The organism is Armatimonadota bacterium (assembly GCA_016125185.1).
Taxonomy (GTDB): Bacteria; Armatimonadota; Fimbriimonadia; order Fimbriimonadales; family Fimbriimonadaceae; genus Fimbriimonas.
The window spans coordinates 111,510-126,380 of sequence record WGMG01000002.1; the positions used below are offsets into that span (position 1 = coordinate 111,510).

The 14,871-nt window shown below is 55.9% G+C and carries 12 protein-coding genes; 1 reads left to right on the top strand and 11 read right to left on the bottom strand.

Features of this window, described 5'->3' with window-relative positions; translation table 11 throughout:
- Nucleotides 1-2: 2 nt before the first annotated feature.
- The 10 genes from GC165_03735 to GC165_03780 form a co-directional block, all read right to left on the bottom strand.
- Complete coding sequence (locus GC165_03735; GenBank protein MBI1331971.1) at nt 3-2,303, bottom strand: prepilin-type N-terminal cleavage/methylation domain-containing protein; 2,301 nt, start codon at nt 2,301-2,303, stop codon at nt 3-5.
- The gene (locus GC165_03740) at nt 2,300-4,324 is read right to left on the bottom strand and encodes a hypothetical protein (GenBank protein MBI1331972.1); all 2,025 of its coding nucleotides are present in this window, start codon (nt 4,322-4,324) and stop codon (nt 2,300-2,302) included. The genes GC165_03735 and GC165_03740 overlap by 4 nt, the downstream gene beginning before the upstream one ends.
- Nucleotides 4,325-4,340: 16 nt before the next feature.
- Nucleotides 4,341-5,231 carry a prepilin-type N-terminal cleavage/methylation domain-containing protein gene (locus GC165_03745; protein ID MBI1331973.1) on the bottom strand — a complete coding sequence of 297 codons (891 nt, stop codon included), beginning with the start codon at nt 5,229-5,231 and terminating at the stop codon, nt 4,341-4,343.
- A gap of 136 nt (nt 5,232-5,367) precedes the next feature.
- Nucleotides 5,368-6,387, bottom strand: a complete 1,020-nt coding sequence (locus tag GC165_03750; GenBank protein ID MBI1331974.1) for a hypothetical protein — start codon at nt 6,385-6,387, stop codon at nt 5,368-5,370.
- Nucleotides 6,388-6,467: 80 nt separating this feature from the next.
- A complete protein-coding gene (locus tag GC165_03755) occupies nt 6,468-7,700 on the bottom strand; it encodes a type II secretion system F family protein (GenBank protein MBI1331975.1) in 1,233 nt (410 codons plus the stop codon).
- Between the two features lie 12 nt (nt 7,701-7,712).
- Nucleotides 7,713-8,966 carry a PilT/PilU family type 4a pilus ATPase gene (locus GC165_03760; protein MBI1331976.1) on the bottom strand — a complete coding sequence of 418 codons (1,254 nt, stop codon included), beginning with the start codon at nt 8,964-8,966 and terminating at the stop codon, nt 7,713-7,715.
- Between the two features lie 151 nt (nt 8,967-9,117).
- The gene (locus tag GC165_03765) at nt 9,118-10,878 is read right to left on the bottom strand and encodes a type II secretion system protein GspE (GenBank protein ID MBI1331977.1); all 1,761 of its coding nucleotides are present in this window, start codon (nt 10,876-10,878) and stop codon (nt 9,118-9,120) included.
- 214 nt (nt 10,879-11,092) lie between these two features.
- The gene (locus GC165_03770) at nt 11,093-11,605 is read right to left on the bottom strand and encodes a hypothetical protein (protein ID MBI1331978.1); all 513 of its coding nucleotides are present in this window, start codon (nt 11,603-11,605) and stop codon (nt 11,093-11,095) included.
- Nucleotides 11,606-11,654: 49 nt separating this feature from the next.
- On the bottom strand, nt 11,655-12,101 hold the full coding sequence (locus GC165_03775; GenBank protein ID MBI1331979.1) for a hypothetical protein: 447 nt from the start codon (nt 12,099-12,101) through the stop codon (nt 11,655-11,657).
- A gap of 5 nt (nt 12,102-12,106) precedes the next feature.
- Nucleotides 12,107-12,574 carry a hypothetical protein gene (locus tag GC165_03780; GenBank protein ID MBI1331980.1) on the bottom strand — a complete coding sequence of 156 codons (468 nt, stop codon included), beginning with the start codon at nt 12,572-12,574 and terminating at the stop codon, nt 12,107-12,109.
- A 534-nt stretch (nt 12,575-13,108) separates the two neighbouring features.
- Between GC165_03780 and GC165_03785 the strand changes: the two genes are divergently transcribed.
- Entirely contained in the window at nt 13,109-13,780 is a 672-nt protein-coding gene (locus GC165_03785; GenBank protein ID MBI1331981.1) for a PEP-CTERM sorting domain-containing protein, read from the top strand.
- Nucleotides 13,781-13,836: 56 nt separating this feature from the next.
- Here the strand turns inward: GC165_03785 and GC165_03790 are convergent, their stop codons facing one another.
- On the bottom strand, nt 13,837-14,871 hold the full coding sequence (locus GC165_03790; GenBank protein ID MBI1331982.1) for an L-threonine 3-dehydrogenase: 1,035 nt from the start codon (nt 14,869-14,871) through the stop codon (nt 13,837-13,839).

Here is a 14,871-nt window from a genome sequence, read left to right on the forward strand (position 1 = left end):
GATTACCTTATAAAGTTGCGGACGTTGGCAGTGGCCTTCATCGTGACAGTCTGCGGGAACGGCACATCGGATTGCGGATAGTTGCGAATCGTCATGATGACCTGCATCAACTGCCTTGTGTCGTACTCAACTCGAACCACGTCGTCGGGCGCCGTGAATTGGAATTTGTACGCTACACGTATTCGACCGGGAACGTCGTTGGTTGTTCCAGGAATTCTCATAGTCGCCGGAATTGGGACTTCTGGCGCAGAGCAGAGTTGCACGTAGCCCACCTTGAACCGAGGTTGGAAGATCGCGCTAACCAAGCTCGTTCGGTCGTACACGGCCGGCGGAGTCGGGAAGCCGAGGGCAGCATAACCTGCCGGCGTCGGTTCAGCGATGTTTGCATAGTTGATGCGGTACTCGTTCGGACCCGGCTCGTGGTTGACGCGGTGGTATCGAACTTCGAAGCCATTGTTCGGGCCAGGATTCTGGTCGGGACCATAGATTTCTTCGCTTCCCGGAACAATGATGGCTCGCGGGAACATCGCCAGCGGACTCATCGAGCCGTCGCCCTGCGGAATCGTGCGCAGGTCGATGAATCGATGGGCGCCACCCGTCTCACCTAACTGAGAAGGCACACCGTTTCGACCATACTTAGCGTCATCCCAAATCTTGTCAAAGACTCGGTTGATATTGAACCGACCGAATGTGTTGTCCCAATACGGGGAGTCCGAGAAGACTCCGGTCGCTAGACCAGTATCTGTCGAAGGCGTCAATCCCGTATCTGTATTCACCCATCCGCTCGAGACCGTGCTCTGTGCCGGCACCTGAGGAAGGTTCAGGCTGTTCAAGTCAAGCGGGCTAAAGAGGTTCGCCGAGGCGTTCGGGTCCTTGGTGACATCACCCACTTCCCAGTTATTGAAGCTGCCGATGAGCCGTCCGGTAAGGTTGTTCGTGAAGAACGGCATGAACTTCGCGTATACGTCTGCATTCGCCGAGCTCAGCCAGCCGCTCACCATGTTGGCGGCGTTCAGGCCGGCAGTGAACGGGTATCGGCTATTCGGATCATATCCGTGGCTCTTATAGGCCGTTGTGTAGGCGGTGATATCGAAGGTCTCGATACCGCTACCTGCCGTGGTATCGGGAATTCCCGACGTATTAGGATCGACGTAGAACGTTGCAAAATTAGCGTTGTCCGTCCGGCCAACCTGGTAAGCGGTTCCACCGCCGTTGTTCCAGTTGGAACCATAGGACCGGACCACCACGTTGCTCCACATCGAGAACTGTCCGGCGTAGACCTCGGAGCCGATCTGATCGGCGCTCTCCGATTCGCTACCCAGCGCTGCCGCAGCTTCACCATCCACGCCATCGCCTTCCACGTGCGACGGACGGAAGAGCACTAGAGGAGTGATGCGGGGCGACCATACGCCCGCCGCATTCGTCATCTTTACGAGCCGTTGTGCCTTGTCGATCTGCGGTTGGATCAGGTCGTAGCGGGTCATTTCCGTTTCGACCTTAGCGACCTTCAGCCAGTTCTGAATGCGCATCGCCTTCGAGTCGTTATTGACCGGCGTGCCAACTGCTGCATTGGTGGCGAGGAAGAAGTCGGGATCATCCAGGTTCGGGGTTCGGTTCGTTGCGTCGGTCGCGTCGAAGAACTTAGCATTGACCTGAGGGATGAAGTTTCCGCTTCCCGGAGGCACCTCGGTCATGACAACCGGCTGAACCTCGGCCGAATAGAGAACGAAAAGGTTGTCTCGTCCGCCGCCGCGGGTCATCAGAAGCCCGTCGTAAGGGTTGTTGTAATTCTTGAACGGATCGCGCAATCCAATCCAATAGCGCTTGATCGTCGTTCCCGCCGCGAGAGGAAGCTGGACTTGCCCCTTGGCCGACTGAAGCGTCGGGTCTTCTTTGCCCGTGACAGGATCGATGAAGCCGCCGCCAGGACCACGCTGACCAACCTTTTGGGGCAGAACCAGATCGAGCTTGGTGTAGTTCATGCCGATCTTGACATAGCCGCCCGGAGTGGTGACTACCGCGCCGGTGTCGTCGATGCCCTTGGTCGGAATCGGAGCCACGATACTAACTCGGCCCTTGACCCCTTCCACATCGCGTACGGCAACTGCTTCGCCGATTTCCTTGGACAACTCTTCGGTGAGAATTCGAGCCTTATCTTGCGCGTCGGAGTACGCCTGAGCCGTTCGCGTCGCATTGAAGGTCTGAACCATCGGGATCGTGATGATGGTCATCAGGATCGCCGTGATCGCCATGACGGTGATCAACTCGATCAGGGTGAAAGCGTACTGTCGCCGGTTTCTCATTGGATTGCATCCCCTCGGTGAAGGTAGGTTTCTTTCGTCGTGACACTCCACTCTTTCGCCCAGTTGCCAAAACCGGTGTTCAAGTTCACAACCGGATCGGTACCCAAAGCGAAGGAGTTGATGTTGTAGAAGACTTTAGCCAGAACCGAGACGCCCTTTACGTCAGTGACCGCATAGGCCATCGACTCAGGACTGCTTGTATCCTGCGCGATGTTGGTCGCCGCCACACGGTCGTTCAGGTCGATCGAAGGCAAGGGCTGAGCCATGCCGTCTCCCGATCGGTACTTGATCATGAATTCCGCCCCCTCAAGCGTTTCGGCTGTCGCGCCGTTGTAGTATCGAACTTTGCCGATCGAAACCTTGCGGTTCACATCCATCGGCGGGAAGTAGATACGAGTCGGAAGTCCACCCAAGGCTGACGATCCGCCAACGTAATACTGAGCCGCGCCGGGAATATTGTAGGTGAAGTCATAATGCGACGGGTTACGCGCAATCTGCACCGCCCACTCTTCTCGGCCCATGTAAAAAATTCGGAGTACACGACCAGTGACGTTCGTCATCACAGTTCCGCCCGCCGTCGCGACTGCCTGGGTCAGGCCGTTCGTGTCGTCATTATCGATATCGAACAACGTCACGTAGCCGTTCGTCTTGTCGATCTTCATCGTCGGGCTGCCGTTGTACGACTCAAGCAATTGCCCGCCCGTCTCTACATCGATGATCAGAACGTTGTCGGCATCCTTTGTGTTAGCGCCTGGCACCTGCGTGTTATTGACGAAGCAGATGTCTTCCATGCCTTGGTTCGGCGTGGGCGGCGGTACCGCGATCGAATCGTGATCGGGGGCCGACTTACCGTCTGGGCCGTTGACCGAGTTGGTTCGAATGGACGGAACCGCCAGCTTCAGAACTTTCGGCAGGCCCGCCGGACTGCTGGAGCTCACGCGAAAATCTTCGTGAAGGATTCGCCAGTCGCGGACGTCGTAGTCGATGCGCGCGACATAAGGCTGCCGCGTCGCGCCTGCTCGTTCTTCGTATTTATTGTAGAGGCCAGGGTTAAACAACACCTCACCAATCAGTGGGTTAATCACCTTGTAGGTGAAGATTTCGTTGGGATCCCAAGCCGACGCCGTAGTAATTTCGCGGTAAAGCCGAGCGATCTTGATTGAATTAACTTCGACGTTGACAAGATTCTCGCCGCCGCCTAGCACACCCGGGATCGACGCCACCGGTACCACAACGTAGCCCGTCGTAGACGTACCGATCGTCACGATTTGCGACGTCAGAGTCCGAGTAAAGACATTGCCGCCGCTGTTGATCGTTGCCGTCAGCGAAACTCGGAAGTTGCCCGATACGGTCGCCGACGCCGGGAAGGCGATTTCAACAAGATTCGTGTCTTCGTTGCCGACGGCGAATTCATAGTCGCGCAAACCTTCATAGTCCGTCGTCTCATGAACCGCCCGTCGGTACATGTCGCGTCCGTAGATCAGAAGTTGACCAGGAAGCGGAGCGCCGTTCGTAAAGTCGGGTGGCCCCAGCTCCAGCATGGCAAGGCAACCGAAGTAGTCGTTTGCGGTCGGCGTGCCAGGTGTCAGCCATTCAGGGGCGGAAAGACGGTGAGTCTCACCGATCACACGCCGGAAGACGTTAGGCCCGGACTGAAGCTGCCAAGCTCGGTCGGTTCCCTGCACGATTCCCGTCGAGTCAATACCGGTCGTGATCGGGCTGTACTCGGTATTCGAAATATTGGAATCTACGACTGGGGTGTAGACACCCGAGATCAGTTGGAACTGGATCGGTAGAATGGCCTCCGGGACCAGGTCCGGCCTCGCCTTCAAGGATTCGAGAGCCGATCGGCCAAGACCGACCGCCACCGAGTTGTCCCTGGCACGGTTCAGGATTCGAATGCCGCCCGGAAAGATTTGGGCGATGGCAAGAATCCCAACCAGGAATACAACGATGACGACCAAGACCTCAACGAGGGTCGTCCCGCCGATACGGCTAAGTTTTCGCGATGGAGAGATCATAGTTCTTTCTCCAGCCCTAGGGCATCATTCGCCATGCTCGTTCGGACATTTGCTTAGAATCGAGCGGTCGAGCGCTGCCACCGAGGAAGAGAACGATGTCTTTGCTTCCACCAGGCGTCAAGAAATTGGAGTTGTAGTCGCGGTAGAACGTATCCCACGTCACCACCGTCGTGTCGGGCGGGTTGCTGTATCCAAGCTGGCGCGGATCATCCAGCGCACTGCCTATACCCAAACCAAAAGTCGTCCAGAAAAGCGTGTAGTGCATCTCGTAGTAGGAGTTGCCGTCCGAGCTCAGTTTGGTCGGACCTACGTCGTAACCGCTAACGGCATAGAATCGGCCCGCGCTTACATCGGACGGGTCCGTCGTTTCGTTAGGAGCCGTCCCCGGATTCTGCAAATAGTATTGAGGCGCGCCAGTATAGTCAGTCGAATATTGTTGCCTGGCGCTTAGGATATCGTCATTTGTATCGATCACGCCGTCACCGTTCAGATCGAGAATCGGTGCGCTACCGACCGTTCGAGTGTCGGCCTGCGGCCAGATTCCGGGAACCATCAAGTCGTACGCGCTACGATTGATGCCACCCTTCAGGGTGTCGATCGAGGTGATCCGCTTGGGATACATCGGACCACGAACGAGGTTGGCAGGGACAACGGTGACGCCGTTTTGGTACTCGTAGGGACTGATATAGCCAAGCAGGTGCGGCGGATATCCCCCTTGGTCGTCTCGATACAACTGGAGTGCCGACCGAATCGAGTTCATCGAAGACATGTCAGCGCTCTTATAGGCATTGAGCTTGACCCGAGCGAAAACTGGAAATATGATCGCAGACAGCAAAGCGATGATCGCAATCACCGTTAATAGCTCGATCATTGTAAATGCGCGTTTCTTCATTTCTACCGTTCCCATACCCTCTTCCCTACCAGATTCGACTTAGGCGTCGTCGATCCTGTTCCGTCGTTTCGTGAATGTCTCACGATTGGGCCGTTTGGCCTACTATCCCAATCATCGATTATGACTCCAACACCCTGGCAAAGTCGCGGAATCAGGACCCATTTAAGCCCCTGAGTACGCCATCGGCATATTGTGAAAGTTCGGTCCGTAATAGCATACAAACTATTGCGCCGATTGCCAAGTAGGGACCGAAGGGGATTGTCGTCAACGTAGGCTTCCAATCGTCGTCCTCGACACTCACATCTTCCATCGGATAGCCCATCTTTACATAGAGCTGTGGGAACCAGATGGCGACAATGTCGAAGCACAGCAGATACGACATGCCCAAGATGAAAAGGTCTTTGATCGGTTCCGGCTGATAATCCTCTTCTTCCCCTTCCGCCTTTTCGCCTTCGGCATCGCCCGATCCCCCTGCCTTTCGCTCCTTCGCCATTTCGATCGCAATGAACAACAGGCCAAAGATCAGACCCGTGATCACCGCAATGCCGACATCGAAGACAGTCAGGATCGGACCGAGTAGAGCCCCGACCCCTCGCATCATTTTAATGTCGCCATGCCCCATCGCGTCCTTACCAAAACCGATGCGGCCAAGAAAGGCGATGCCGAAGATGATGCCCCAGCCCATTAGGTAGCCGTAGAGGCACAGCTTCCAATCGTGGGAGTAGATGGCGAATCCGATCCCAAGGAGCAACAGGAACGCGTTGATCTCGTCGGGGATGATGAAGTGCTCGCCGTCGATGAAGATGATTGCAACCAGCGCCGCGGTCGCCAGCATGAAGAAGATCGCCAGGACCCACTCTTTGCCGGTCGGCTCTGCGCAGAAATAGCGATACCAGATGCCCGCCCAGAGACTTCCATTAATCAGCTCGACCCAGAAGTAGCGCGACGGAACCTTTTGGCCGCAGTGCCGGCACTTACCGCCCGACAGTAGCCAGCTAAAAAGCGGAATGAGGTCGGCCGGGCCTAGTTGGTGCTTGCACGAGGGGCAAAAGCTGTGCTTGGGATTTCCGAGCGACAGCAGGCGAGGCATTCGGTAGATGACGACGTTGAGGAAACTCCCGATCGCCGCGCCGATCATCAGCCCCATGATCCATGTCCAATCTGGAAACATATGTCTTCCCTAACAAAGATGCCCGTTGCAACTTGCAACGGGCATCGTACCCTTTTCCGGGCGAACTCCGAGTCCTTTCCCTATGAGTCGTCGCCGCCGCCCGACGAGAGCGAGGCAATAACCTTCACCAGCGGAAGGAACATCGAGATGACGATGAAGCCAACGACAAAGCCCAGACTGACGATCATGATCGGCTCCAGAGCCGCCGTCAGCGAGGCGAGTGCCGCTTCGACTTCGTTCTCGTAGAAGTCGGCGATTTTCTGGAGCATGAAGTCCAGCGAACCGGATTCTTCACCGACACCGATCATGTGAACGACCATCGGCGGGAACAGCTTCGATTCTTCGAGCGGGTCGCCGATTCGGTCTCCTTCACGGATTCGGGCTCGAGCTTCGAGGATCGCATCCGACATGATCGTGTTACCGACGGTACCGGCGACGGTCTCCATCGCCTGCAGGATCGGAACACCCGAGGTCAGAAGCGTACCCATCGTTCGGCTGAAGCGCGCCATACAGATTTTGTGGTGCAGCTTGCCGAAGACCGGAACTTTCAGCTTGACGCGGTCCATGACGCGTCGTCCAAACCTTGTCGAGACGAACAGTCGGTGCGCAATGATCAGGATGACCAGCGAGACAACGACGATCCAGCCCTTATAGACCAACACGTTCGAGATGTCGATCAGGAACTTGGTCGGCGCGGGAAGGTCGTCGGCCTTCAGACCGAGGTCGACCAGAATCGCCGCCCATTGCGGAACGAACCAATAGACGAGGAAAAGCGTGATGCCCGACGCCATGACGGCAACGAGGACCGGATACGTGAGCGCCGACTTGACCTTTCGGCGAAGTTCCACGTCCTTTTCAAGGAAGTGGCTGAGTCGCTGGAGAGATTCTTCCAAGACACCGCCGACTTCACCAGCTTTGATAAGACCGATGAAGAGCGAGCTAAATGCCTTGGGGTGTCGCTGCATCGCTCGGCTGAGCGATTCGCCCGCTTCGACGCGGGTACCAAGGTCGCCGATGATCTTCTTCAGCTTCTTGTTCTGCGTCTGATTACCCAGAACGTCGAGACAGCGGACGAGCGAAACGCCCGCGTCGACCATCGTCGAAAACTGGCGACACCAGACCGAAAGGTCGGTGAGCTTAACCTTACCGGGGCTCTTTGTCTTCGGGCTTTTCGCCTTGATCATGGTGATCTCGGTGATGGTGAAGCCCTGCTCTTCAAAGCGCTTCCTCAGGAGCTCTTCGCTTTCGGCATCGGCGGTACCCTTCTGGATCGCGCCGACGGCATCCTTAAATGTGTAGCTGAAGATAGGCATTTCTTTCTCCTATTATCGTCTGATTTGTTGGTTTCCTGGACCTTGTCCGGCAGTCGGGCCGCCGCCACCAGCGGTGGCAAGCATCTTTTTGAGTTCTTCGACGTTCGTACAACGCGACATGATGTCTTCGAGCGTGACCCAACCCTTGAGGTAGAGGTCTCGAAGGCATTGATCCATCGTGAACATTCCCATGTTCGCCGACGTTTGGATCATCGATGTAATCTGGTGCGACTTCGCTTCGCGGATGAGGTTGCGGATAGCGGGCGAAGCGACCATGATCTCGTTGGCAGGCACACGTCCCTTGCCGCTGGCGTGAGCCAGAAGCTGTTGGGAAATGATCGCCACGAGGTTGTTCGAAAGCTGAACACGAATCTGTTCCTGCTGCCCCGGAGGGAAGACGTCGATCATTCGGTCAACGCTTTCTGCCGCGTTGTTGGTGTGCAGGGTTGCGAAGACGAGGTGTCCCGTTTCCGCTGCGGTAATCGCGAGCGAAATCGTTTCCACGTCACGCATTTCACCAACGAGCAGGATATCCGGGTCTTCACGAAGGCTTGCGCGAAGTGCGTTCGAGAAGCTCTTCGTGTCCATTCCGAGTTCGCGTTGCTGGATGACGCTCAACTTGTGTTCGTGCAGATATTCGATCGGGTCTTCGATCGTAATAATGTGGTGCGCGAAGTTCATGTTGATGTGGTTGATCATCGCCGCCAGAGACGTCGATTTTCCAGAACCGGTCGGGCCGGTAACCAGAATCAAACCACGAGGCTTTTCGCAAAGCGACTTCAGCATCAGAGGAAGCTTCAGTTCCTCAACTGTCGGAATCTTGGACGAGATCAGTCGGAACGCTGCCGCACAAGCACCGCGCTCGCGGTACATGTTGACGCGGAATCGGGCTCGCGCCAACGGTCCGCCCGGAACTCGCTGATGGAACGGAATCGGCAGAGAGTACGAGAAGTCCAACTCAAACGTCGTTTCAAACCGTTGAATCTGATCGTCGGAAATGATTTCATACAGCATTCGCTGGATGTTTTCCGGGATGAAAGTCTCGTAGTTGAGGCGCTTGATCTTACCGTCGTGGCGCACCACGGGCGGCGACTGTGCCGCGATATGCAGGTCCGAGCAGTTCATATCGACGACGATGTTCAACAACTCGTCGATGTGGAGGTCGTCGACCGTCTTGCGCGGTCCTAGCGGCTTTTCGTCATTGGGGATTCCGCTGATCGTCTCCAAGCGCTCTTTCCAAGCGTCGGGATTTCCGGCGCCCACCATCTGAGCGGCACCGGGTTGCGGACGAGGCGCCCCGCCCATCGGCGGTGCTTGAGGGGGCGGCGCGCCGCCCATTGGCGGCTGAGGCGGAGGGGCTCCGCCCGGATTCTGTCGCGTAGGATCGTTCTGCATATACTCTCTTTCTTACAAAATACTAGAAACCTGCGGTAAAGACAACACGCATGACCTCTTCTGGTGTCGTAACACCTTGCAACACCTTGTAAAGGCCGTCCTCGCGAAGCTCCTTCATACCGCCTGCTTTTGCCGCCTCCTTAATATCGTTTAGAGGGGCGCGGCGGACAACAAGTTCCGCGATTTCCGCGTTCATGATCATTAATTCATGGAAACCAGTTCGGCCCTTGTAACCGGTCATTCGGTTGCTTTCGGCCGGAATGCCTCGGTACAGGGTCACCAATTCGTCCGGATCGGTCACGTTGAAGCCAAAGCGGCGAAGGTCGATCTGCGGCACTTCGTATCGCTCCTTGTGCTCAGTGTCGATACGTCGGCCAAGTCGCTGGGCGAGAACGCCGATAACCGTTGCCGAGATCAAGTAGGGCTCAACGCCCATGTCGATCATACGAAGCGTAGCCGACGGAGCGTCGTTCGTGTGAAGCGTCGAAAGAACCAAGTGGCCCGTCAGCGATGCTTCAATCGCGATTTCTGCCGTTTCAAGGTCACGCATTTCACCGACCATGATGATGTCCGGGTCTTGTCGCAGATAAGCGCGAAGCGCGGTCGCGAACGTCAGACCCGCCTTTCGGTTCATCTGGACCTGAGCGATACCGTTGAGCTGGTACTCAATCGGGTCTTCAGCCGTGATGATGTTGACCGTAACCGTGTTGAGCTTGTTGAGAACCGAATACTGCGTCGTGGTCTTGCCCGAACCCGTAGGACCGGTGCAAAGGAACATACCGTTCGGCTGGCTGACCAACTCTTCGATCTTGATCTGGTTCTCTTCCGTAAAGCCGATTTTCTCGAGACCGATCATAACCGAAGTCTTATCGAGAATTCGCATAACGATCTTCTCGCCGAACGGCGTGGGGATCGAGCTAACGCGAAGGTCGATTTCCTTGTTCTGGTGCTTGACCTCGATACGGCCGTCCTGCGGAATTCGTCGCTCGGCGATGTTCATGTCCGCCATGATCTTGTAGCGGCTGATGAGTGGAGCCATGAGGTTTCGTGGAACCGTCATCGCCTCCATAAGGACACCGTCGATTCGATACCGGACACGGATCGATCGGGGGCCGGGCTCGATGTGAATATCCGAAGCTCGATCGGCAATCGCCTGCTGAATAAGCGCGCTGGCCAACTTGATGATCGGAGCCGCATCGGCGCCTGCGGCGTCGTCCTCTCGGCCCTCGTCCGTCATTTCGGCGTCGCGACCTTGCTTAACGCCCGCTTCGGCCATGATTCGGGCGAAGTCGGCAGCCGGAGCCTTCGAAGCAGTTGGGGTGGGGTCGGCGGCGGCCTGAACAACCGTGCCCCCTCCGTAATTCTTTCGAATCGCATCTTCGATCGCGCCTGGCACAGCAAGGACGGGCACCACACGGCAACCCGACGCAATGCGGAAATCGTCGATGGCCGCCAAATTGTTCGGATTCGTCATCGCGATCCAAAGCGTCTGACCATCCTTTCGAACCGGAATCGCGTTGTGATTCTTCACGATGCGCTCGGGGACGACGTTGAGCGCGCTCGACTCGATCGTCATGCGATCGAGATCCGCAAATCCGAGGCCGGCCTCTTGGGCCTTGGCCTGTAAAACCTCGCGTTCGCCGCAAAATCCGAGTTGGATTATCGCCTTATCGACGGACGTGTTGGTCTGTTTGGCAACCTTAATGGCCTCATCGGCCTGTTCCTTCTTCAGAAAGCCCTTCTGAATCAGAAACTCAATCATTGACACACGGGGCATAGCCATGTTGAACTCTCAGCAGGAAATACACTCTCCCAAGTGTAATTGGGGCATTGTAACCTATTTTTCGAGGAAAAGGGAAAGGACTTTGAGAGGATTCGGGAACTTTTTATAGAAATTCTTTATACGAACCACCTCGGGCCTCTGCCGCTCATTCCTCACCTGTTTTAGGCAGACGAAATCCGGCTTTGGAATGTTTCTTTCCCCGGCAATTTTGTCGTCACGACTCGTAGTCGAGGACGATCCCGACCATGTGGTCGCCGGTGGGGTCGTAGTGGTCGATCGAGGCGTAGGCAGTTCTCTCCTTGGCCTCAAGGTAGAGCAGGTTTTCGGGTCCGTCATCGGAGGTGCAGCGGCCGTAGTTGAAGGCATAAGGGTAGGCCCGCACGATCGGCTTGATCAAGCTTGCCGGGATCGTCAACGCGACCACTCGAAAGCCGGATATCGTATACACGGCGGTTAGGCGGTCTACCGAATTTTCAGTTGCTATGCCGGCCGATTGCAACTCCTTGCGAAATTCAGCCATCGATCCTTCAGCCCCGTCCCCTTTGCGAATTCGGTCTTCGTACTCTTGAAGGGTTTCCACTCGGTGCAATTCGAGTTCCGGAATACCTGTCCAGAGATCGATCCGCGAGGCTTGGTCGGCCATTGCTTGAAGAAGGATCGCGCGATTCAGCTTCAGGATGGGGGCCGCATGAGGACTTTTCGTTGGATTTTGTGAATCCTCGTCCATCCGTTGGAATTTTGGTTCGGGACGATATTTGCCAGCTCCGAGAAACCAGTCAAGCAGGTGTGACATCGGTTACCTCCAATCGCACATAGAGTTCGGGTTTCAGTTGAAACGCCTCGACTTTTACGTCCAGAATTTTCTCTTTAGACTCCAGCTTGAACCAGTTTCGAGGAGCGTCGAGGCTGGTGAAGTTGTCAACATTGCCAAGCACGCGAATTTTGGCCGCGACCGAAATTCCGTGCTCGGACGGCAGTTGGCCAACTTCTCGCTCTTCGCCTGCGGAGACATAGAACAAGGAAGTCGTGTCTTGCGAGGTTGGTTTCAATATTGCAACCGAAGACCCCATTTCGACTGCATTCAAGCAGATGTTTTCGATGATCCCCGTCGACAGCATCATGTTGTAGAAACCTCGCTCAGCGTCCTGCTCCCGCGAAGTCGTTTCCGCTACCTCTGTCGGCGAAGCGGCAATACCGCGAAGCCAGTTTCGAATCGAAGACATTTGCATCATGATTCGTACTCGAGGACGATACCAACCTTATGGTCGTCGGCGGGATCGTACTGGTCGATGGAGGCATATGCCCCTCTTCCCCTTACCTCACAGTACAGTAGGTTGATGGGTCGCACGTAAGATGCACAACGTTGGTAATTAAAGTCGTATTGGTAGATTCGAACCAACCGCTCACTGAGATTGGATGGGATTCGCATCGCTTCCATTCGAAGCGTGGCGATCGTGTAGACCACCTGGAGCCTATCCCCGCGAGGAACCTCGACAGCTCCCTGCTTGACTGCGGCTTCGGCCAAAATGCGCGCAAACTTGGCGAAGTTCGCTGATCGTTGGGGGTTCTGTGCGTTCATCGCCCGATCCCATGCTTCCTCCTCCTCCTTCGCGATCATTTCCGGTGGTTTCTCGGGTCCTACCCTTTCCGGTTCGGGAGCATTGGCATAGATGTCGATCCTTGTCGCGCTATCCATTATCGCTTGCCCGATGATAGCGGAGGCAAGCTTACATATGGGAGCCGCGTCGGCTCCACTAGTTCTCATAGCCAACTCATCAACGGGGCACCGATGGTTCCGATAGGGCCATAGGGTTTGATCACCAATGAGCCAATCGAGCGCCGCCGTTAGAGGCGCAGGGAAGGTGGTGTCGATCCCCTGCTCATCAAGGCTCGCTAGCGCCAAGTTGTATGGCATAGCAATGCACCTGTCGTAGAGCCTGGCGACGGCATTCATCGAGATTCAATCCTATTATCGGATAAATCGAGTCCGCGATTGCACAGATTTCAGGGGCAGCCCCTAAAGAAGGGGCCCCTGCATAAATACCGGTATTCGAAATTCTTAACTGGAAAGAAGGGAGATTGACCAAGCTAGGTTCAAAATGCACCTAACATGTACAGCAATTCTTAAGACCAACGGACGACTGGCGTGGTTCCTCGCCTTGCCTAAGAATACTTTCTTTGGTAGATTGAATCTGTGGGCTGGCTAACAGTCCATTTTTTTTGGAGGCTTATGAAAAAGTACTTTGCGCTATTCATTCTTACCGGGATCGCAACGGCGGCAAACGCCCAGCAGATCTTGACCAGAGGAGACCTAAACTCGATCCTGTCCACCTCGACCACCGACGATTTTGAAACCTTCAACGTCGCCGACCAGGACGCAACGACCCTTTTCGGCAATTCAGTTTTGGATTCGACAACAACTTACGACAGTCAAGGGCCCAACTTGGTTCACTCCGGCGCATTCTATGTCGATTCCAGTGAGTATGATTTTCAGTGGAATGGCGACCATTACTTTGGCCTGAATTCCAAGACGCTGGTAGCTAATGGCACTTCAGGGGGCGTAGAGATCGTCTACAACACGCCGGTCGGAGCCATGGGCGTTGACGCCATGGCCTACTCGGGCTATGGCTACGCGGGCACCATGAAGGTCTACAGTGGAGTGAACCTGCTTGGCACGGTCAACTTTTCGCTCAGCGGCACCGCCGGAGAAACGGTCTTCCTCGGTTGGCAGAGCACGCAGTTGATCACGAGCGTTTCGATTTCTTCTCCAGCCTATTCTTGGAGCCCGATCATCGATAACCACACCTACGGCAGCGTCGGGACCGTTCCTGAACCGGCTTCGATGGCGGTTCTTGGGCTCGGCGCCTTGGCTCTCGTTCGCCGACGACGAACCCAGAAGTAAGGCAAGCACCGACAAAAAGGGGCTCCCTCGAATCGAAGGAGCCCCTTTTTTCGCGTTTATTCGAAGGTGAAGACGACTTTGCCGGCCTTGCCCGCCTTCATCAGTTCCATCGCTTCTTGGAACTGCGTGAAATGCATCACATGCGTCACAACCGGATCGAGCTTCAGCTTTCCACTCCCCAGCAGATCCGACATCTGATCCCAGGTCTCCCAAAGGCGTCGCCCCACGATGGCGTGGACGTCGATTCCCTTGAAGATCAAGTCGTTGATGGGTAATGTCTGGTCGTTGTTGGCATAGACCCCCAACAGCGAAATTCGTCCGCCCGGACGGACCACTTGACACGCCAACGATAGCTGGGTCGGATGCCCGGACATCTCCAGCACGCCATCCACGCCCTCGGGGTGAAGTTTGGCAAGTTCGCAGACCACGTCTTCTTGAACCGGATTGAACACCCGATCCGCCCCGACTTGCCGCGCGATATCCGCCCGATATTCGCTAATCTCGGTGGCATAAACCGCCTTCGCCCCCATCGCCTTGCAAACGGAAACCGCGAATTGGCCGATCGGTCCCATGCCCGTAATCAGGATCACGCAACCCTCGACTGGCCCAGAAAGGGCCGTGTGCACGGCGTTGCCCAACGCGTCCTGGAACGACGCGATCAGCGGCGACACCGTTTTCGGCGTCGGCCGTGCGTTTTCCCATGGGATAACGGCGTAGGTGGCGAATCCGCCGTCTACGTCGACTCCCAAAATCTTCGTGTTGACGCAAACGTGCGCCTGCCCTCGTCGGCATTGAAGACAATGGCCACAAACGATGTGGCTTTCACTGGCGACGAAGTCGCCGACTGCTCTCTCGCTTACTCCCTCGCCGATTTCGACGATGGTGCCGCAAAATTCATGGCCGATGATCCGCGGCGGCTTGATTCGGCCGGCAGACCAAGGGTCCCAATTGTAGATATGGAGGTCCGTTCCACAAACTGACGCTGCTTCAAGCTTGATCTTAACGTGACCGGATCGGACTTCTGGCTCTGGAACTTCGACGATCTCAACACCAGGCTCCGGTCGCGTCTTTGCGATCGCTTTCACGGGCAA